This window comes from Acinetobacter sp. NIPH 284 (genome assembly GCF_000369425.1).
In the GTDB taxonomy this organism is placed as follows: domain Bacteria; phylum Pseudomonadota; class Gammaproteobacteria; order Pseudomonadales; family Moraxellaceae; genus Acinetobacter.
The window spans coordinates 49372-68390 of sequence record NZ_KB850006.1 but is presented as its reverse complement, the minus strand read 5'-3'; the positions used below and the strand labels follow the sequence as shown (position 1 = coordinate 68390).

Here is a 19019-nt window from a genome sequence, read left to right as displayed (position 1 = left end):
CGTTGAATCAAAGCAATACGCTCTTTTGTATCTGAATTTCCACGTTTATTGAGCAATGTCCAAACAATAGGTATCGCTATTCCACGATAGACGATCGCGAGCATCAGGATATTAATATTTCGTTTTCCCCATTTCCAATTGGTTCTATCTAAAGTCAGTTGCACTTTGTCGAATGAAAACATATTGAAAATCAACTGAGAAATTTGACGATAATCAAAATACTGACCTGCAAAGAAGCGCTGCATACGTCGATAAAATGATTGTGGCAAGCACTTGATGGGCAAGGCTTTAGATGCAGAAGAAAGATTACATGTCTGTTTTACAATTAATGCAAGCATAATCAGTGTAAAACATTTTACATGTGACTTGTTCCACTTTAGGTATTTGTTTAAGATGAGATGTAACTCATTGAAATTTGTCATCATATTCGTCGTCAGAAAACAAGTATTATGCCATTATTTCAATGAGTTATCTTTTTTTGTCGTGTACAAAGAAAATTTAATTGATAACATGATGTTTGATAGTCAAGAATACCGGAATGGTGGAATGTTTGTCACTTTAATAGTGGAATATGTGTTTATTAATTCCACTTTAGTGGTGTTGTAGGCTATTTCTACTTTCAAATTGATTGCTTTAGCGGCACGGATGAATAATCAAAGGTGGAAGAATTGTCACTTAAAAGTGTTTAATTTCATATTTATTCCACCATAAGGCTGAATAGTATCAAAATTGCACTTTAATAGTGACACTTCTTCCACTCTTAAGGTGTTTGATGGGCATAAACTGAGTTAATTTAATGTAAGCAAGAGAAAATAGTGAGCAGTTTGCATCTTCTTCCACTTTTGTGTATAACATGTAGAAAATATTTTAATCTTTCCACTTATGAGCAATCACAACGAACCAGAAGAATTAGAACATCTACCTTATTGTATTGGTAATATTCGACATAATGGAGTAGTCAGCACTAGTAACCGTCTGATTAGACCAATTGAATTATCATCTAATGAGTATAAAGCTCTACTTTATGCAATGGCTGTTGCGAATTATGGTGAGAAGAATAATCAAGATCGTGAAATTACAGAGCAAACTTATATTTATTTGCATAAAGATGATTTAGGCGAACTATTAGGATTAGATAAAAAGAATTCCATTAATGTTGCTATTGATCGTATTTATAAAGAATTATCATCACGAGTAGCTCATTTTGTAATTGAAGAGCCCGTGGATGATAATAAGCGTAAAGTTAAAAAAGTACACTCAGTAGTACCAATTATTCGTGAACTCCGTTGGGAAGATGATGCTAAAAATGCTTTGCAGATACGTTTCACCAGTGAAGTACTTCCATATTTTACTCGTTTAGCAAATGGAAATTTTACGACCTATCAATTGAAAGATTTATTTGCTTTGGACTCTGTAACTAGTATGAGTTTGTATTCATACTTTATCAAAAATGAATTTAAGTATGCTAATCAAGATTCTTATGAGGTTGAACTTTCACTTGAGAATATCAAAGCACTAATTGATATTGGGGAGAAAAAATACGATCGTTGGGTTGATTTTAGACGATACGTTTTAGACAAAATTATTGAAGAAATTAATGAAAGGACTAGTCTTCAATTAGAGTACGATACCATCAAGAAAGGTCGACCTATTGTTGGAGTTCGATTTAAAATTCTTAATAGGCATGCCACTGAAGCTGTTGTATCTAATGCTAATGATAAGACTCAAATCTATTTAGATGTCAATTTTGATGATAATGCGCTTGTTAAAGAATTAGGTGCGAAGTTCGATATGACCGTAAGGTCTTGGTACATCTATGCAAACGACCCAAATTATAAACAGTTTAGTAAGTGGTTTAAGACAGAAGGGTGCTTAACTGAATCTCAAGCAAATGTGATAGTGAATGATATTATGTTCCAAATGGATTTTGCTGTCGCTGGCAGTTCAATGAGTGAATTTAAGAAAGAAATGAAATATAAATTAAAAAATAATCCAAATTTTGTAAAAGAAAATAGAAAACGATTGAATGAAATATTTGGAAAAGACGTTATATGACTGTGTAGCAACTTGCTACACTTTTTACTAGTAAATATTGATGACCTATAAGTTAGATTTTTTAGAAGAAGCATTAGCAGAATGGAACAAGCTGAATCCAAGTATTAAGCAGCCATTGAAGAGGAAGTTGATCAAGGTTTTGGAGAATCCTCGCATTCCCAAAAAAGGTGAGTTTCAGCAACATACTCATCTTATTTAGTAACGACAGCAAGTTTCCTGTCCAAGCTGAACCAAGTAAGAGTAAAGGTGGAGGCAATCCAAGTATCTCTGATCAATACAAAACCAATCTTTCAAGATTCAAGTACTACGATAAGTTCGGTATCTCAAAGATATACGACAAGTAATGTCATCTACATGCTTACGCATGCACAGATAATTGGTTACTATTCCCTTACTAAAACTAGATAAGCTATTCATTGCAGGTTGATTTTATGGCTCGTGCTCCAAAGCAAACCAAACAAGAACCCTTAGAAGTCGTTCTGTGGAAAACAGCAGACAAACTTCGTAAGAACATTGACGCTGCAGAGTACAAGCATGTTGTTCTTGGTTTGATCTTCCTCAAATACATCAGCGACACATTCGAAGCTCACTACAACTTACTCGTAGAAGGTGAGGGAGAGTTTGCAGGCGCTGATCCTGAAGATCGTGATGAATACACAGCATACAACGTCTTCTTTGTTCCTGAGAATGCACGTTGGTCATTCCTGTTAAACCAAGCCAAACAACCTAACATTGGCAAGTTAGTCGATGATGCAATGGAAGCCATCGAGAATGACAACCCTCAATTGAAAGGTGTACTTCCTAAGGTATATGCACGTCAGAATCTCGATCCTACGAGCCTAGGAGAGCTGATTGATCTGATTGGTAACATTGCACTAGGCGATGCGAAATCTCGCTCTGCTGACGTTCTAGGGCACGTATTTGAGTACTTCCTGGGTGAGTTCGCTTTAGCTGAAGGCAAGCAAGGCGGACAGTTCTACACGCCTAAATCCATCGTAAGCTTATTGGTTAATATGCTTGAACCATATAAAGGACGTGTATTCGATCCTTGCTGTGGTTCGGGTGGTATGTTCGTACAGTCTGAGAAATTCGTAGAATCGCATCAAGGCTTAGTCGATGACATCTCCATCTATGGACAAGAAAGTAACCAAACCACTTGGCGACTCGCTAAGATGAACTTAGCCATTCGTGGCATTAACTCAGAGCATGTGAAGTGGAACTCTGAGGGTTCATTCCTCAATGATGCACACAAAGACCTCAAAGCGGATTACATCATCGCCAATCCACCATTCAACGTCTCTGATTGGAGTGGTGAACAGTTGGTAGGTGATGCTCGTTGGCAGCTTGGTACACCACCTGCAGGTAATGCGAACTTTGCTTGGATGCAACATTTCTTGTATCACATGAGTCCTAAAGGTCAGGCAGGTGTAGTCCTTGCTAAAGGTGCGCTTACCTCTAAGACCAGTGGTGAGGGTGAAATTCGTAAAGCCTTGGTTTCAGAAGCTAATGTCATTGACTGTATTGTCAATCTGCCTGCAAAGCTATTCCTGAATACCCAGATTCCTGCTGCTTTATGGTTTATGCGTCGTGACCGTGTTGGTTCAACCAAGTACAAAGACCGTAGCAATGAGATTCTGTTCATTGATGCTCGTAACCTAGGTCATCTGATTAACCGCAGAACCAAAGTGTTGTCTGATGAGGACATTAAGCTGATTACTGACACTTACCACAATTGGAGAAACCAAGATGGTGAGTATGAAGACGTTGCAGGCTTCTGTGCTTCTGTACCGCTTGAGAAAGTGGCTGAGCTTGATTATGTACTGACACCAGGTCGTTATGTTGGTTTGGCTGATGACGAAGATGAGTTCGACTTTAAGGAACGCTTTACAAGCCTTAAGGCAGAGTTTGAAGCACAGCTTGCAGAAGAAGCGAAACTGAATCAAATCATTGCTGAGAACTTGACTAAGGTGGTGGTATGAGTGAGTGGCAACAGCTTTCGTTAGGAAGTTTAATGGAAATCATCGGTGGTGGAACACCTAAAACCTCTGTATCTGGGTACTGGGGAGGTGATATTCCTTGGCTGTCAGTAGTCGATTTTAATACAGGGCTTAAATTTGTCAGTAGTACAGAAAAGACTATCACTCAAGAAGGTTTGAATAACTCGAGTACTAAACTACTGAATAAAGGCGACATTATCATCTCAGCTCGTGGAACTGTTGGTGTACTCGCAATTTTAGATAAACCTATGACGTTTAACCAATCCTGCTATGGTATTCGGTCTAAAAAAGGAATATCTGATACAGATTACCTGTATTACCTTTTAACTGATACAGTTCGAGAATTGACTCAAATTTCACATGGCGGTGTATTTGATACTATCACGAGAGCCACATTTGATGAGATTGAAGTAGCTGTACCACCACTCCCTGAACAAAAAGCCATTGCCTCAGTCCTTTCATCACTCGATGACAAGATTGACTTACTGCACCGTCAGAACAAGACCTTGGAAGCCATGGCTGAAACGCTTTTTCGTCAATGGTTTATTGAAGAAGCTAAAGAGGATTGGAGGGAAACCAAAGTATTGGATGTGTTCTCATTAGTTGGTGGTGGTACGCCTAAAACATCTGAAGCTGACTATTGGGATGGTGATATTCCTTGGCTTTCAGGTGGTGATATTGCGAATGCTCACCAAGGCTTTATTGTTAGAGCAGAGAAAGCTATTACAGAACTTGGTTTAGAGAAAAGCTCCACCAAGTTGTTACCTAAGTTAGCTTCTGTCATTAGTGCGAGAGGTACCGTGGGTAGATATGCAATGTTATCTAGACCGATGACGTTTAGTCAGTCCAATTATGGGATTATCCCTAAAGGACATGTTTACTATTACTTCGTATACTTGTTATTAGCTTATATCGTTGATGAGCTGTCAGCAGCAGCTTATGGAAGTGTATTTGATACAATCACTACTAGAACATTTGAGGATGTTGAGATTAAGCTTCCATCTATGGATTTTATTGCTCAGTTTGAATCTGAGATAGCTCCATTATTTGAGAAGAAGCTAAACAATGTCGAGCAAATCCAAACACTTGAAAACCTAAGAGACACGCTTTTACCAAAACTGATGAGTGGTGAAGTGAGAGTCCAATATCAAACAGAAGAAGTTGCATAACATTTAAGGTGAAGTCATTGGATGGCTTCACCTTTTTTACATCCAAGGGGTAAACCATGAACAAGAAGCTGATAGGGGCTTTAATAGCAATCGTAGTCGTGATCTGTGGCTACCTGTATGCAACACCATACCTTGCACTCAACAACATCAAGAAAGCAGCACAAGCAGGTGATAGCGATACAGTATCGAAGTACATCGACTATCCAAGTGTTCGTCAGAGCTTCAAAGACCAACTCAATGCCAAGATGGCTAAGGAAGTGATGAATCAAGACAATGATGGTTTTGCAGCCTTAGGCGCAATGATTGCCTCTTCTATGGTCGACAAGATGATTGATGGCATCGTCACTCCTGAAGGCATGACTTTGATGCTCAAAGGCAAGAACCTGAAAGATACAGAACAGGATTCCCAAGATGCTCAGGCTGCTGAAACACAAGAAGAACCTAAGCCAGAATATGAAGCGGGCTACACGTCCCTAAATGATTTTGAGGTGGTCATTAAAGATCAGGATCAATCCAAAGAAGTCAAAGTGCTCATGGTTCGTGATGGCTTAAGTTGGAAGATTCACAAGATCGCTGTGCCGATGGATTAAGTAGAAGAGAATAAGAGGGAAACAGAATGATAAAGCGCATAACTCAAATGGGATTTGGCTTGATTGCTGTAGTTGGCTTTGCTACCACTGTCCAAGCAGCACCAGCTAAATTCAATCATAGCGGTATACAAAAAGGTAAAGTCATAGAAACTTGTTATCACTCTCCTTGTTCAGTCGCCAAGTTTGTCTCTTACAAACAACTGAACAAGACAGCGACAGAATCCAAGATCCAAGTCACCTTGCTGGGTGGGAGCCGTGAGTGGGAAGCCAAGAAAATTGACTGGAACAGATCGTCACATAAAGTCACTGTGAATTGCTCATATAAACGACCAACAGTTCAGATAGGTTCACAAAAGACTCTGATTCCACTCAATGATGGTTTAGGTGTACCAGGTGTTCTAATGGTTGATGCTGAACTCTACCTCTATGCTTGTCATAAGTTTGAGGGATCTATTGAGGATGCAGTACAGAAGTATGGCTATAACGTGCAAGAAGAAATTTGAAGATTCACAGGTCGTCTTCACACCAGTATTTGAAGAAGATCAATCTGGTAATGATGGAAAGGAAATATGAAGAAGCAATTACTTCTCGTAGCAATTATGAGTTCACTGCTCATATCTGGGTGTGCGAAAAAAGTCACACAAGATGAATACGACTCAATGGAGTCTAGCTACCAGCAGCAAATTACTGAGTTGGAGTCTAAAGTTACGTCTCAACAAGAATACATAAATACTATGAATTCTTCGATTCAGGAAATAAGTTCAAGTGTAGATAGATTTGATTATGAAGATTGGCGAATTGTAGTTCCTGATGTCTATTACGCTGTTAAAGAACTAGAAAACAACATTCAAACAGAGCCTTAAAATTAGATGGGGGTAGATATAGTGACTAAGATGACTGAATCAGACATTGAGCTGATGGCGATAGAGCAACTAGAGGGAATGGGTTATACCTATGTGTATGGACCTGAAATTGAATCCAAGGGAATCAATCCTCTGCGAAGCTATAAGCAGGTCATCTTGGAAGCCAAGGTACTAGAAGCATTGCAACGTCTCAACCCTCATTTGAATGAAGACAAGTGCCTTGAAGCACTGAAGCAAGTCACCAATCTGCATTCCCCAGATATGCTCAGCAACAACCAGGCATTCCATCGTTTGCTCACTGAAGGCATCAACATTGAAGTTAGCAAGGATGGCAACACCCAAGGTGAATATGCTTGGCTTGTTGACTTCAACAATCCAAGCAATAACGAATTCCTTGTCGTAAACCAAGTCACCATCAAAGAAGATCGTTGGACAAGACGACCTGACATTATCATCTATGTGAATGGCTTACCTTTAGTGGTCATTGAGCTTAAAAATGCCACAGACGAGAATGCCACTGTAGAAGGCGCATATAAGCAGATCCAGACCTACCAAAGCCAGATCCCATCACTGTTCACCTACAATGCTTTCAACGTCATCTCTGATGGTTTAGAGGCAAAAGCAGGCACTGTATCAGCAGACCTGAGTCGTTACATGGCATGGAAGACCAGTAATGGTCAAACCAAGGCCAAGATTACTCAGGCACAGCTTGAAGTCTTACTACATGGTTTGCTCAATCCAGTGACATTACTCGACATGATCAGACACTTCATTGTGTTTGAATCCAATAAGCAAGAAGATGCCAACGGCTTAATCACTATTAAGACTATCAAGAAGATGGCTGCATACCATCAGTACTATGCAGTGAATGCAGCAGTACTCTCTACCATTCGTGCATCTGCAATGTCTTCGGACTCGAAATCAGCAGAACTTGCTATGCAACACCAAGGCAGAAGTAAGCTCGAACTTGTGCAACAACAAGTAGTCGGTGACAAGAAAGCCGGTGTGGTATGGCATACCCAAGGTTCAGGTAAATCCCTGTCTATGGTCTTTTATACAGGTAAGATTGTTTTGGCTTTGGATAATCCAACCGTCGTGGTCATCACAGATCGTAATGACTTAGATGATCAACTGTTTGGAACCTTTGCAGCATCAAGCCAACTACTCAGACAAACACCGAAGCAAGCAGAGAATAGAGATGAGCTCAAAGAACTGCTGAAGGTGGGTTCAGGTGGTGTGATCTTCACAACCATTCAGAAATTCCAACCTGAAGATGGGGGCAGTGTTTACGAGCTGCTGTCAGACCGAACCAACATTGTTGTGATTGCTGATGAAGCACATCGTTCACAGTATGGTTTCAATGCAAAAGAAGTCGATGTCAAAGATGACGATGGTAAGGTCGTCGGTAAACGTACCGTCTATGGTTTTGCTAAGTACATGCGTGATGCCTTACCAAATGCCACTTACCTTGGTTTCACAGGGACACCAATTGAGAAAACGGATGTCAACACACCTGTAGTGTTTGGTAACTATGTCGACATCTATGACATCTCGCAAGCTGTTGAAGATGGTGCAACCGTTCGGATCTTCTATGAAAGCCGACTCGCCAAGATCGCCATCAGTGAGGAAGGCAAAGAGCTGATTGAAGACTTTGATGACCAGTTCACCGAAGAAGACCTAAACCAGACACAAAAAGAGCGTGCGAAGTGGGCAAGGGTCGAAGGACTCATTGGCAGTAAAGAGCGTATCAAAGCGATTGCCAAAGACATCGTAGAACACTTTGAACAACGTCTTAAAGCTAATGCAAACCAAGGTAAAGGCATGATCGTCAGTATGTCTCGTAGGATTGCTGTCGACCTCTACAATGAGATTGTAGCGATCAAACCAGAATGGCATAGCGATGATCTAAACGATGGTGTGATCAAGGTGGTGATGACTTCATCTGCTTCTGATGGTAAGGAGATTGCTAAACACCATACGACCAAGCAACAACGCCAAATCCTGGCCAATCGTATGAAGGACAATGATGACAAGCTGAAGCTTGTGATTGTTCGTGATATGTGGCTGACTGGTTTCGATGCACCGAGTATGCACACGCTCTACATCGACAAGCCAATGAAAGGCCATAACCTCATGCAAGCGATTGCACGAGTTAACCGAGTCTACAAAGACAAGATTGGTGGCTTAGTTGTCGATTACCTTGGTATCGCATCTGACCTGAAAGAAGCACTTTCATTTTACTCTGAAGCAGGTGGTAAGGGTGATCCTGCATTAGTACAGGATGAAGCTGCAAGCATTCTACAAGAGAAGCTCGAAGTCATTGATGGCATCATGCATGGCTTCAATTACCAAGAATACTTCACAACCAATACTTCTCGTAAGCTCAACATTATCCTTGAAGCAGAAGAACACATCTTAGGTGTAGACCAAGGAGAAGGTAAGACCCGCTTCCTGACAGCAGTTGCAGCGATGTCACAGGCATTTGCTTTAGCAGTGCCTCATCCTCATGCGATGGAAGCAGCACCAGTGGTTGCCTTCTTCCAAGCAGTGAAAGCGCGACTTGCGAAGTTCAGTGATGGTTCAGGCAACGTCTCAGGCATGAGTAATGCTGAGCTTGAAGCTAAAGTGAAGCAAACCATTGACCAAGCACTTGTTACAGAACAAGTGGTCGACATCTTCGATGCAGCAGGAATCCAGAAGCCAGACATCTCAATTCTCTCCGATGAGTTCTTGCAGGAGATGAAAGGCTATCAGCATAAGAACATTGCACTTGAAACATTGAAGAAGCTCCTTGGTGATGAGATCAAGGTAAGAGAACAGCGCAGTGTCACCCAAGGTAAAAAGCTCATGGATATGCTGAGTTCTGCAATCAAGGGCTATCAGAACAAGGTACTGACTGCAGCCGAAGTGATTGATGAACTCATCAAGTTGGCTAAAGCCATCCAAGAATCAGACAAGCTGGCAGAAGAACTCAACCTGACTGAATACGAATATGCGTTCTACTCAGCAGTCGCAGACAATGACAGTGCTAGAGAGTTGATGCAAAAGGATATTCTTAGAGAGCTTGCAGTTGTCCTCACAGACTCGATTCGTAAGAATGTAACCTTGGATTGGACTGTTAAGGAATCTGCGAGAGCGAAACTCAGAGTCATCGTGAAACGCTTGCTGAAGAAGTACGGTTATCCACCTGATATGGCTTTACTGGCGACAGAGACTGTCTTGGAACAAGCAGAGCAATTGGCTGAAGAATTAGGAACGGCAGCTTAGTTGTCACCACTAAATTACAACTAAAACACAACAAGGGGGCAGTTTTAAATGTCATTAGAGGGTCATTTTTACACTGCCGCTAACAAGCTTTTAGATCAGGATAAACTGGTTGAAAATTTCATATCTGGAGCAGATAAAAGAGTTAAGAATCTAGAAGTTTCACAAAAGAAATTCGTTCGTTGTCCCTTTTCTTTAAACCAAGAATTAAGTGAATTAATTGATTGGTGTAAAAATAAAGTTAGTAAATAAATTATATAAATCAAATACTTTTTTATTAAATATAAAATATATTTGATTTTATTTTGTTAATTTTGGGACTGTGTTATTCTACTATTGTGACGCTAAAAATAACTTACTTGTGCAGAAAAAAATGATGACACCATTGCTCATTGACGCATTGACAATTTCTGAAGGCAGGTTTGAAAAACCATGCCCAGTTTTAGTTTTGAAAATGATGTTACTCAATGAGGAAATAAGCAGTGAGTTTTCAGAAAAAATTAAAAATCAAGCATTACTACTGCTCGCGACATATCGTAAGTTACTGCGTGCTGTCGCTAGTGATTTATGTGATGTAAAAACTCTAAAGGACAGTGTGAAAAGAAGACACTGGGGTAAAGTGGATAAAGTGCAGGATAAGATGGTTGTTGCAAAAGAACTTCGACTAAAGCATTTAGATCTAGAAGAAATGCCTTTATTTTTTCATACACAGCATTTTTTAAAAAAACTACCGATTTCCTTTGTTCAAAAATTGGTAGATTGGGCACCACCGGTGGTTAGTGGTACTTTTTTAATCGAAAATGTTTTAGCAGGTTATATCTCTCAGAAGCTTTTGCCATTAGAAAAAATTAAAGTAAAAGAGCTTGGAAAATCTGTGCAACCCTATTTTCACATAGCTGACTTTTTTGTGCTTTTACCTCAACTAGAAGAACTTTATCAAAAATATCAAAAGCAAATTGTTCGCGTGGCTCCAACTGCAGAAGTTGCTTTAGCTTTAACAGACTTTGGGAAAGCATGGATCTATCGTCTTAGGAGTGGGCTATGAATATTTATTTTAAGCAACTGCTAGAATGGATAAACCAGAATTCCCCTATAGAAGAACAAAAACTCCTCCGAGCATTATTTTTATTACGTGCACATTATAGCTTAGCCGGTATCGTTGTCATTTGTCAGCGAATCTTCACATTGATTGGGGATGATGAATTACCAGAATTTCGTGATGAGCTTAATACGTTAAAGATCATTAGTAGATTGCAGGATTCTGATCAACATTCACATTTTTTCTCAGAAACAACAGATAGAAACAAACATAAACTCACGCCATTACGTCCATACACTGGAGACAGTGGAATTTGTGATTTGCTATTGATTCAAGCAGGACTAAGTCGAAATAATGAGCGTTTTGATACTGTAATCATTTGGTTTTTAGAGCAAATATTTCACTTTCAAAAAAATGTACACACTCTAAAGCTTTATAGTCATTATTTAAAGGGTGATGGAAGCATAAAGCTGAAAGATCAAAAAGGATCTCGTGTGTATAACGCCTTTTTAGCGATCAGGCTGTTGGGTGATCCAAGTAATGAGGATATTTTAGAACAAGTCGAAAAATTACTGACTAAAAACGGACCGAAACAACTGATTCATTTGATGTCCGCTGGTTCTGAAGACAAACGATTAAATGAAGTTTTTTATGCATTAAAGCTCTTTTTATCACAAATTTGGCAAAAGAATCGACTAAAAAATAAGAAAAAACGTCGAGAGTTTTTACACCGTATAGGGTTAAAGCATCAAAAACTGATCTTGCAACGATACGGCTCATTAAGTATTGCTATCCAACCTTTAGAGGATGTAGATGAAATTCATCGTGGTCTAGTCTCTGAAGTATTTGAGTATGATGAGATTGAAGAAGATGAAACACCATTGGAGCCATTGTTTACATTTTTTTTGGCCGAACAATCCGATTTAATTCGAGGGTTTTATGCATCTAAGTCTACCTCTCAGCATGTTGAAGCTACAAATGTTGGTTTAGTTTGGACCAAATGGCGATTGTCATTAAATTCGATTCAAGATGTGTTTAGGCTCTGTCAACCATCTAAGGCTGATACCAGCTTAATTTTACGCGCAAAATTAGCTTTGATATTGAGTTTACTCACTGGACGTTCGGTTACTGAATTAACAGCGCCGTGTTTTAGTCAAAATACTGATCAGAATAATATTGCTATTCAGTATGATCATACTTTATCTGCATACGTATTGAGCGTTTTAGCAGGCACACCGACACTCAAAACAAAGCCAGAAGAGTCTAAATTTCATGTGCCATGGACCAAGAAATTACATTTGGTTTTACCAAGTGAGCTCAATGATTTGGTGAATCAAGTCAAAAATCTTGCGATTAAAACCCGTCAACCGGCAGTTGAACGCGAAGTTAGAAGACTTATTAACAGTGTGCCGAAAGAGTTAGAAATCAGCCTCAAAAGCATTAAAGATCTTCTTCCACGGTTGTTATATGAGCATAGCCAAGGTGACTTAGCTGTCGTTAAAGCAGTGACTAATGCATCCGGTCGGAATTATGATAACTTAATTCATTATGCATCTTTTGAACAGAGGAAACTTGAGCAGTTATGGGCTGATTGCTTAAGAACGATAAAAATTGATATTCCTGAATATATGCACTCTTCTAGTGAACGCGTGGGTAGCCCGACTGGGATAAAGATTGTTGAAATACAAAATGAAATTACACGAATAAAGAAGAGAATAAATCAGGCTGCCGAACAGAAAGATTGGCAGACGCTCTTTGATAACTTAACGTTGTATACAGAATTATGGATGAATCTTGCAACTGCAGGACGGGGGATTAAGCAACCTTTTCCAAAGTGGATAAGTCAGCAAGGCTGGGCATTGATTCAAGATAAACATCATCAAGATGAATCAACCGATCGTTATGTGCCATTGACGGCAGCATTTATCAAACAGATTCAAGTTTTACGTGGTTTGATGAGAATGCTGGGGGATCAAGTTGAACCACGTGTTGATTTATCATCTTATGCGTTGCAACTTTGTGATTCTCATCAGATTGAAGGTTTAGGTAGAAATTGGGCACGGAAGCTGGTTCGCTCTGATAATAATCAGTTACCTGGACGGTTCAAGGATGCTGGACTTGGGCACTGGGTACGCGGTCGTTATCCATGGGATATGTTATCAGTATTTCCTGTATCAACATTTAAACAACAGTGGCTTGATGTACAAGAAAACCTGCAAAAACAGTTAGGTTTCGAATGTCTTGATGTTTTTGATTTTTTTAAAAACCTGAATATTCCAACATTTGTTGTAACCAAAGAGATTAAAACAGTTCAAGCAGAGACGAAGCCGAGAATACAATATTCAGAAAATGATGTAAAAGAATGGCTGGAAAACTCAGAGTATGAGTCCTATTGTCAGTTGATTTTTGAGGAAAATCCTGAGCCAAACGTATCTTTCGAGCTTGGACATGTATTAGCTTCCCATTTAGCTAAAAATACAAACATTGATTTGCCACAAGCGATCAAGGCATATTGTGCTTACATTCGCGATAAAACGAAAATTCCTTTATTCGTTCAACTTCCTCAAAAAGCTAATCGTACATGGCTGACATCTGAAAATAGTTTTAGTACATGGTGTTATATTGAACAAAACTTACTTGATCTTATTCAGAAGGATTTAGAACATTTACCTGAACATCAAAATTGTGAGGTTGAAATAGGACGTTTGCTGGTTGTACTCTCCATGTATTCACAACTGTGCAGGGTAAGCCATTTACAAGCGATGTTGGAGTTTATTGCTTCTGATCAACATATAGTCGCTATGGGGAATAGTCGGCTCGTTGAGCTGACAGTGAATAATGATAGATCTGTGACGAAGATACGCCGTACAGTACTGTTAAGTCCTTATGTCTCGACTTTAATTTTAGTAGACCGACAGTATCTACAGCCCCGATTAAAAGAGATTTTAGCACAGTCAAGAAATCAACAAAGAACGGCTTGGCAAAAGTGTTTTAATACATATTTAAAACAAATAGGGATTAAGTCAACTCTATCATTAGCTCAATGGTTGAAAGCTTTACAGCAAAATGTGATGTTAAATAGCACTCCGTTAATTGCAGGTTATATAGCAGGCCAAGTCCTGACTGAAGATCTTTCAATAAATGAATTATTACGCTTATCCGAATATGAAAAATTAACCACAGGTTTAGATAGCACTGAGCCAGAAAGTGAAATAGAAATAGGCGATGAGCAACTACATTTGTCTGATATTTTAGCGATGATTCAGCAACTAAAAGGTGAGTCTAGATCAAGCATTTGGCTTGAACAGCTTGCCAATAATAAAACGAATCACTACTCAGTCAATTTATTAACGTGCTTTGTGCAATGGTTGATTTTACGCTGTGATGCAGAAGAGTTAAGTCTACAGAATCGAAATATGATTCATCTACATTTGGCCATCGTCAGTGCAGGTATATTGGGGTTTTCAGAAGATTTAACAAAAGATAGCCAGATTGATGAAGATGTATTTCAAAAATGGATGGAGTTGACGCAAGAGCATTTTCCACACCGCAAGCATCTCGCTGCGTGGAATCGCTTTAGAGATTTTTTAATTCAGTTAAATGATGATCGTATAAAGTTACACAAGCGTACAGCGCATCAAGCAAGTGCTAAAGTTTTTGCAAAAAATGAAGTGCAGCAGATCGTTCAAATATTACAATCTGTAGAATCTGGGGTGAGTGATGCTGCTTTACGTCTAGAGATTCAGCGTCATTTTCGTTTATCTGCAGCGATGGGTGTACGCCGTTCAGAGACACTTCATTTACGGCCCTTAGATATTGATGAGGATATGCTCCGAATTCGTCCTTATGGTGAGCATCAGTTAAAAACACTTGGATCAGAACGTGTTGTTCCGATGAATTTATTAAGTCAGACGATTCAAAAGGGATTAGATGATATTTATAAGAATAAAAAATATTCGATATTAATGTCTGATGAGGACAGTGAGCATAGGCCTTTTTTTGATCAAATATCTCAAATATTAAAGAAAGTCACTGGAGATGTTGATCTCAGCTTACATCATTTAAGACATACGTTTGCAAGTGCATATACTTTAAAGTGTTTGCAAACTGTGGTGGATTTTAAAGCGCTCACGATAGAACTGCCATGGCTACAAAATTGGATGCCATCGAATGAGCAATTTAATACGCTAGTAGGCAATGAAGGACAGGTTGGGCAAGGGATTAAGGCGATTAGTCGAGTGCTTGGACATTTACATGAATCGACAACATTAAAGCATTATGTTCATATTTTATTTCTGGCTACTTATGCCTATAGCATGCAACAACAGCAACCCAATTTACATACTGCATTTTTTAAGCGAGTCATGAGTCGGAGTAATTTATTCAGGCATTTCCAAGCGATTCATCAACAGAATGGTAATCTAAAATATGAGTTGAGAGATACCATCGAAAAATATGTACTCAAAAAAAGACAAAGTCAGAGGTGGGTAATCTATGCTCAAAAAAGAGGGAATTCGACTGAAAAAGTAATTAAACACGATTTATTTCAACAATTTGAAGATATTGAGCGGTATCTTATTTCAGGGCAGGGGCAGCCACGATTAGATATTGAGTCCTGGAAGAGAGCTTTAATTACGATGGCAAACATTCCGTCAGGTAAACGTGGTTCAAATATAGGAAGACATCCATTATCGACACAAGGAAAGTTAGCACGTTTGCCTGAATTACTAAGTGCTATAGATTTTAATTCCGCACAAGAGATTTTAGAGCGATTTGATTATTTAGAACAAAACCAATCAGAAACTTATAATTGGTTAATAAAAAAATGGTTGTATGAAAGTAATGTAACAAAAGTATTGATGCATTTTACCGCAGAGGATGAACCTATGCTTTCAATCCTAACAGAACATCAATTTTTTCCGATGATGATGAAACATAATAAATATAATTATTTTAGAATTATGTCTCAACAAGCGTCATTGAGCGCCGTGCGATGGGTACTTGCGTGGTTGAGTGTACGATATTTAGCGAGTGGAGATCATATCAGAATCTAAGTATATGACTTACGCACGCTTTGTTACACAAAGGTTTGAAAGACAGCGCTACCCTAATTGAGCTAAATTCAAGTGACAACTTGGGTATAAGTGCAGCTAGATTCTGTGAATTTGTTAAAGACAGCTATGTGTACATGAATAATATCATTTACCTGACTAGGAAAACTTCTTGCTGCTCATTTATCGCTTAATAATAGAGACTCAGGTATTTTTTATGGATCAACAGAGCCAAAAAATTCACATTATCTATTGCGTTCTGTCTGCTGCTGGAAGCTGTACAACATGATTCCTTATGGGAAATAGCCTAAGCGTAAGCGGTAACCGCCCCAAAAAATATTTGAGTTTAAAAGGGGGCGAATTCAAACATGAGGTGCGACAGTTTCAAAAGTCTTATGATAATCAACAAGCTGAGCAAATTTCTTTAATGGTGTAAGCCAATCTAACACTTTTCTAGGACGAGTATTCAGTGACGTGGCTACTTGATTTAAATAATGCTGATCTGCCTGGTTTAAATCAATCTCTTTAGGTAAATATTGCCTAATTCAACCATTCATATTTTCGCATGTGCCTTTTTGCAAGGGTGAATGTGGGTCACAGAAATATATGGTGGTGTTTCAAAAAGTATGCTGACATTAAATGAAGCCATTATTGATGGGCTTTGTTGCACAAATAGACGAAAGGTAGAGTTGTTCTAATCTTCAGATATTTATGCAACAGCCACCGTTTTAACTGTACCAAGTTGAGTAAATTTATTCAAAATATCGACTCTTATTTGCAAGTCAACCACCTGACGATTAAAGCATCGACTAGATACACCTTGTCCAAGTCGTTTCAAGGCAAACATTTTAGCCTCTATTCGGGATCGTCGATGATAACCAATATCTCGTTTCCACTGCTTTTGACCCCTGTCTCAACAGCCTTGTACTGCATGATTCCTTGCTTTACCAATTTCATTTTCTACCCATAAAGCAGCATTGGAACGAGGAGGGATAATTACATTTGCTTGCCGTTTCAAAATCGCATCATAACAATTCACTGTGTCATAAGCACCATCAGCCGTGACAGATGCAATGGGTTCATCAATTTGATCTAAAAGAGCTTGGAGCATTTCAGCATCACCATATTGGCAGGTCGTGACTTCAACCGCTTGTATTTCTCCACTGTTTGCATCTGTCGCAAGATGTAATTTCAGCCATTGACGATGTTGGTTTACGCCATGTTTTTTACGCACCCATTCCCCATCACCTGTAACTTTGATCCCTGTGCTATCAACTAAAATATGCAAGTCTTCCTGTGGATTTTTTGCTGATTTATGTAGAAGTGGCTGGAGCTTATCTGCTCGCCGACTCAATGTTGAGAAGTCTGGAACATTTCAGTCGAGGTGAGCCATTTGAAAAAGGCTTTGAATGAAACCTTGTGTTTGGCGTAAAGCCAGTTGGAACAGGTTTCGTATCGTCAGGGCAAATTGAATTGCTATATCAGTGTAGGTAGGTTGACGTCCTTTTTTTCCACTAGGTGTTGCAGACCATTGCATTTGGGGATCAAACCAAATGGTGAAAGCACCCCGTTGACGTAAAGCTTGATTGTACTCAGACCAGTTCGTTGTTTTGTATCGGCTTTTTTATTCTGTATTCATCTAACATGTATGGGGATGAAATTTATTTATGCAACAAAGCCAACTTAATAAGATCTTAAGAACTTGATTTTACCCTGAGGAAAATATTTTTGAGGGTAGACCTGTGAATCATCAAGTGGATATATTACGACATAAAAAAGTATTTATTAGTATTTTCACATTTGTCTTGGTGATTTTAGGAATTTGGTGGGGTAGCAGTTTACTACTCAATAAAAATAAAACGAAAAAATCAAAGACACAAAATGTAGTAGCCAATCAAACAGAAACAATAGATGTGTCTGGTAATCAGATTTTAATTTCGCCCACACAGATTCAACAAGCAGGTATTCAATTACAAACTTTAGGACAAGCGACAAGAGATGTACAACTCGCCCTGACTTTGCAGGGGCAAGCGCAGTGGTCACCTCAAAGTAAAGTGGTCTTAACGAGTCCTGTAGCGGGTATAGTGCAACAGGTACTAGTGCAACCTTTAGCCGAAGTTGGTCTCCATAGTCCTGTACTGGCTATTCACAGTCCCGATTTAATTCAGATTCAAAATGAAATTTTACAAATTCGTGCACAACTGCAATTAGCCAGCCAAAATTTGGCACGTGAACGCAGTTTATATGCAGAAGGGATTATTGCTGAAAAACGTGTACAGGAAGCCCAGAATGTAGTGCAACGACTGAATATTGATCTGAATGCCAAGCAACGCATGTTGCAGTTTATGGGCGGAAGTAGCAGTCAGGGATTGAATCCCGTGGTGTATGTCAAAAGTCCAGCCAGAGGCAGTGTAGAAAGTTTACAGGTATCTGCAGGTCAGTATGTAGAAACCGGTGCAGTACTGGGCCAGTTGGTGAATAGTGATCTACCTTTGCAATTAATGCTGCAAGCCCCTTTAGCGGATAGCAAATATATCCAGATTGGCGATTTGGTCAAAGTTGAGGGGTGTGAAATTACCGGGCAGGTACAACAAATTGCACCAGCACTTTCAGGCAATACGCAATCTCAAAATGTTCTAGTCCAAATGCAGGCCAAGGATAACTGTTTAAAAGTACAACAGTTTGTTAAAGCGAATATTCAAAGCCATAACCCGACAACAAAAACCGCATGGGTAATACCGAGTGCTGCCTTAACTTTAAAAGATAACAAGCACTTCATTTTTATCAAGAACCAAAATGGTTTCGTGGCAACGCCTGTGGAACTAGTGGGGGCGAACCAGCAGCAAAGTCATGTGATTGGAAATGCATTAAAACCTGGAATTCAAGTTGCTGTGCGGGGTGTCGAACGTCTAAAAGCCGTTTGGTCAGGTTTCGGTGCAGAGCAGGCACCACCTGCCAGCAGTAGCACTGCGGTGAATTGAGGTTAGGCAC

11 protein-coding genes and 4 pseudogenes are annotated in these 19019 nt (G+C 39.3%); 12 read left to right on the top strand and 3 right to left on the bottom strand.

Translation table 11 applies throughout. The features are described from left to right. Positions 1-422, bottom strand: a pseudogene (locus F908_RS00655) (IS4 family transposase); the annotation flags it as partial. Positions 423-882: 460 nt separating this feature from the next. On the opposite strand from F908_RS00655, the gene F908_RS00650 reads away from it, so the two are divergent. The 11 genes and pseudogenes from F908_RS00650 (at position 883) to F908_RS00600 (ending at position 16031) form a co-directional block, all read left to right on the top strand. Continuing rightward, positions 883-2055: a replication initiation protein gene (locus F908_RS00650; RefSeq protein WP_005155758.1), complete on the top strand. Its 1173-nt coding sequence runs from the start codon at positions 883-885 to the stop codon at positions 2053-2055. A 40-nt stretch (positions 2056-2095) separates the two neighbouring features. Next, a pseudogene (locus F908_RS16045) lies at positions 2096-2218 on the top strand (type II toxin-antitoxin system RelE family toxin); the annotation flags it as partial. A gap of 268 nt (positions 2219-2486) precedes the next feature. Further along, positions 2487-4034, top strand: coding sequence for a type I restriction-modification system subunit M (locus F908_RS00640; RefSeq protein ID WP_005155756.1), 1548 nt, complete (start codon positions 2487-2489; stop codon positions 4032-4034). Continuing rightward, positions 4031-5221, top strand: a complete 1191-nt coding sequence (locus F908_RS00635; RefSeq protein ID WP_005155755.1) for a restriction endonuclease subunit S — start codon at positions 4031-4033, stop codon at positions 5219-5221. Before F908_RS00640 ends, F908_RS00635 begins: the two co-directional genes overlap by 4 nt. 56 nt (positions 5222-5277) lie before the next feature. Then, positions 5278-5811 carry a DUF2939 domain-containing protein gene (locus tag F908_RS16040; protein ID WP_005155752.1) on the top strand — a complete coding sequence of 178 codons (534 nt, stop codon included), beginning with the start codon at positions 5278-5280 and terminating at the stop codon, positions 5809-5811. Between the two features lie 26 nt (positions 5812-5837). Then, complete coding sequence (locus F908_RS16035) at positions 5838-6314, top strand: hypothetical protein (protein WP_005155750.1); 477 nt, start codon at positions 5838-5840, stop codon at positions 6312-6314. Positions 6315-6380: 66 nt separating this feature from the next. Next, on the top strand, positions 6381-6674 hold the full coding sequence (locus F908_RS00620) for a coiled-coil domain-containing protein (RefSeq protein ID WP_005155749.1): 294 nt from the start codon (positions 6381-6383) through the stop codon (positions 6672-6674). Between the two features lie 30 nt (positions 6675-6704). Beyond that, entirely contained in the window at positions 6705-9941 is a 3237-nt protein-coding gene (locus F908_RS00615) for a type I restriction endonuclease subunit R (protein ID WP_051064402.1), read from the top strand. Between the two features lie 48 nt (positions 9942-9989). Next, positions 9990-10190 carry a hypothetical protein gene (locus F908_RS00610; RefSeq protein WP_005155747.1) on the top strand — a complete coding sequence of 67 codons (201 nt, stop codon included), beginning with the start codon at positions 9990-9992 and terminating at the stop codon, positions 10188-10190. A 121-nt stretch (positions 10191-10311) separates the two neighbouring features. After that, positions 10312-10983 (top strand): hypothetical protein, encoded by a 672-nt coding sequence (locus F908_RS00605; RefSeq protein ID WP_005155746.1) that lies wholly within the window; start codon positions 10312-10314, stop codon positions 10981-10983. Next, positions 10980-16031, top strand: a complete 5052-nt coding sequence (locus F908_RS00600) for a tyrosine-type recombinase/integrase (protein ID WP_005155744.1) — start codon at positions 10980-10982, stop codon at positions 16029-16031. Before F908_RS00605 ends, F908_RS00600 begins: the two co-directional genes overlap by 4 nt. Positions 16032-16390: 359 nt before the next feature. Here the strand turns inward: F908_RS00600 and F908_RS15305 are convergent. Both F908_RS15305 and F908_RS00590 read right to left on the bottom strand, forming a co-directional pair. Further along, positions 16391-16636 (bottom strand): annotated as a pseudogene (locus F908_RS15305) (IS30 family transposase); the annotation flags it as partial. Positions 16637-16737: 101 nt separating this feature from the next. After that, a pseudogene (locus F908_RS00590) lies at positions 16738-17667 on the bottom strand (IS5 family transposase). 103 nt (positions 17668-17770) lie between these two features. Here F908_RS00590 and F908_RS00585 point away from each other — a divergent pair. Continuing rightward, entirely contained in the window at positions 17771-19009 is a 1239-nt protein-coding gene (locus F908_RS00585; protein ID WP_004907155.1) for an efflux RND transporter periplasmic adaptor subunit, read from the top strand. Positions 19010-19019 lie beyond the last annotated feature (10 nt).